Genomic DNA, 2340 nt, shown 5'->3' with positions numbered 1-2340 from the left:
GACCCAGCTCAGGTAGCCGATCGTGGTGCGGTCGATGCCGGCCTCGCGCAGCCAGAAGCTCAGCGTGCCAAACACCAGCAGCAGCGGCAGCCCGGCCGAAAACCCGAGCAGCAGCATGCGCAGGGTCGCGGCCTCGGTGTAGACGCGCCAGACATCGCGCCAGGGGGTTTTGGGGGCCGGGCTGGCCGGCGCCGGGCTGGCGGCCAGGACCACCGCGCTGGCCGGCAGTTCAAGAGAGGGGTTTTTTTCTGACATGGGGCGATTCGATTTGTGACTATTATTCACCCATGTGCTTTGTCTGCGAGGCCAAACACGCCGCCTGGGTTGGCCGCCGGGCATTTCTGCTGGCCGCGGCCGGTGCGGCGACGGCCGCCATCAGCCCGCCGCTGCTGGCACAGGTGGACGTCGGCAAATCGTCCGAACTGCGCAAGCTGGTGCCGGCCGAGGAGCTGGAAGGCGCGGCCACGCAGGAATACGCCAAGCTGCTGGCGGAGGCCCGGGCCAAGGGCGTGCTGGCGCCGCCAGGCCATCCGCAACTGCAGCGGCTGCGCGGCATTGCCGCGCGTCTCATACCGCAAGCCGCGCAATGGAATGGCCACGCAAAACAATGGCGCTGGGAAGTCAACCTGATCAGCAGCAAGCAGATCAATGCCTTTTGCATGCCGGGCGGCAAGATCGCGTTTTACACCGGCGTGCTGGAGCAGCTCAAGCTGACCGACGACGAAGCCGCCATGATCATGGGCCACGAAATGGCCCATGCCCTGCGCGAACACGCGCGCGCGCGCATCGCCAAAAGCCAGGGCACCGGCACCTTGCTGTCGCTGGGCGCGCAGCTGCTGGGTCTGGGTCAGCTCGGCGATGTGGCGGCCAGCATCGGCACGCAGCTGCTGACCCTGCGCTTTAGCCGCGAAGACGAAAGCGACGCCGACCTGGTCGGGCTGGAGCTGGCCGCGCGCGGCGGCTTCAACCCGCAGGCCGCCGTCAGCCTCTGGGAAAAAATGGGCCAGGCCGGTGGTGGCGCCGGCGGCCCGAGCTTTTTGTCGACCCATCCGTCCGGCCCCGAGCGCATCCAGCAGCTGCAGGCCAACGTGCCCAAGGTGCAGGCGCTGTACCTGCGCGCGCGCGGCTAAGCGCCTGCCCGCGGCCAAGGCTGCCCCCCAAGCCGCGCCGCCATGAGCCTGCCAGCAGTTTTCAGCCGCCACTGGTGGCGCGCCTTTCGACCGGCCCGGACCGGTATCAACACGCGCGAGCGCTTGCGCCTGGTCACCGGTGCGCTGCTCGGCATTTTCCTGACCGGACTGTTGTGCCATCTGGCGCTTGGCTCGGCCTGGCCTGGCCTGCCCTGGCTGCTGGCTCCGCTGGGCGCCAGCGCGGTGCTGGTGTTTGCCGTGCCGGCCAGCCCGATGGCGCAGCCCTGGGCCGTGGTGGGCGGCAACACGCTGTCGGCGCTGGTCGGCATTGCCGGGGTCCATGGGGTGCATCTGCTGGGCTCGCCCGAACTGGCGGCGGCGCTGGCGGTGGCCACGGCCATGGCGCTGATGCTGGCGCTGCGCTGCCTGCACCCGCCGGGCGGTGCCACCGCGTTGACGATGGTGCTGGGCGGCATCGCCGATCCGGCGTTTGCGTTCTACCCGGTTCTGCTCAATTCCGTGTTGCTGGTGGCGGCCGGCATTGCCTACAACAACGCCACGCGACGGCCCTACCCGCACATGCAGCTGGCGCCGGCCACGGCGCCGCTGTCGGGCGCGGCCGCGCTGCTCGATGCCGACCTGGACGCCGTGCTGGCGCGCTACAACCAGGTGCTGGACGTCAGCCGCGACGACCTCAAGGACCTGCTGGCGCAGACCCAACTGCGCGCCTACGACCGCAAGCTGGCGGAGGTGCGCTGCGCCGACATCATGTCGCGCGACCTGGTCACGGTGGAGTACGGCACGCCGCTGCAGGAAGCCTGGGCGCTGCTGCGCGAACGCCGCATCAAGGCCCTTCCGGTGGTGGACCGCAGCTTTCGCATCGCCGGCATCGTCACGCTGGCCGATTTCATGCGCGCCGCCGAACTCGATCTGTACGAAGGCTTTGATGACAAGCTGCGAACGCTGATCCGCAGCACGAAGAGCAGCTATTCGAACAAGCCCGAGGTGGTGGGCCAGATCATGACGCGCAACGTGCGCGTGGCCGGCATGCAGCGCCACCTGGTCGACCTGGTGCCGCTGTTCGGCAGCAGCGGCCATCACCACATTCCCATCATTGGCGAAGGCGAGCGCCTGGTCGGCATGATCACCCAGTCGGACCTGGTGGCGGCGCTGGGCCGGGCGGTCGATCCGTCGGTTTAGGGGTTCAGGG

At 69.0% G+C, this 2340-nt stretch carries 2 protein-coding genes and 1 pseudogene; 2 read left to right on the top strand and 1 reads right to left on the bottom strand.

Annotation, left to right across the window (positions count from 1 at the left end; translation table 11 throughout):
- Nucleotides 1-255 (bottom strand): annotated as a pseudogene (locus tag RMO23_RS01960) (AmpG family muropeptide MFS transporter); the annotation flags it as partial.
- Nucleotides 256-287: 32 nt separating this feature from the next.
- On the opposite strand from RMO23_RS01960, the gene RMO23_RS01955 reads away from it, so the two are divergent.
- Both RMO23_RS01955 and RMO23_RS01950 read left to right on the top strand, forming a co-directional pair.
- Nucleotides 288-1130 (top strand): M48 family metallopeptidase, encoded by an 843-nt coding sequence (locus RMO23_RS01955; RefSeq protein ID WP_309678418.1) that lies wholly within the window; start codon nt 288-290, stop codon nt 1128-1130.
- A 42-nt stretch (nt 1131-1172) separates the two neighbouring features.
- Nucleotides 1173-2330: an HPP family protein gene (locus RMO23_RS01950; RefSeq protein WP_309678417.1), complete on the top strand. Its 1158-nt coding sequence runs from the start codon at nt 1173-1175 to the stop codon at nt 2328-2330.
- The last annotated feature ends 10 nt before the right edge of the window (nt 2331-2340 follow it).

It is taken from the genome of Polaromonas sp. (assembly GCF_031411155.1).
Lineage (GTDB): Bacteria > Pseudomonadota > Gammaproteobacteria > Burkholderiales > Burkholderiaceae_C > Polaromonas.
Note: the sequence above shows the minus strand (reverse complement) of the source record. Positions and strands in the feature narration are given on the sequence as shown.

Coding starts and splice junctions, on each gene's coding strand:
- RMO23_RS01950 (WP_309678417.1), top strand. CDS start 1,173: ATGAGCCTGCCAGCAGTTTTCAGCCGCCACTGGTGGCGCGCCTTTCGA.
- RMO23_RS01955 (WP_309678418.1), top strand. CDS start 288: ATGTGCTTTGTCTGCGAGGCCAAACACGCCGCCTGGGTTGGCCGCCGG.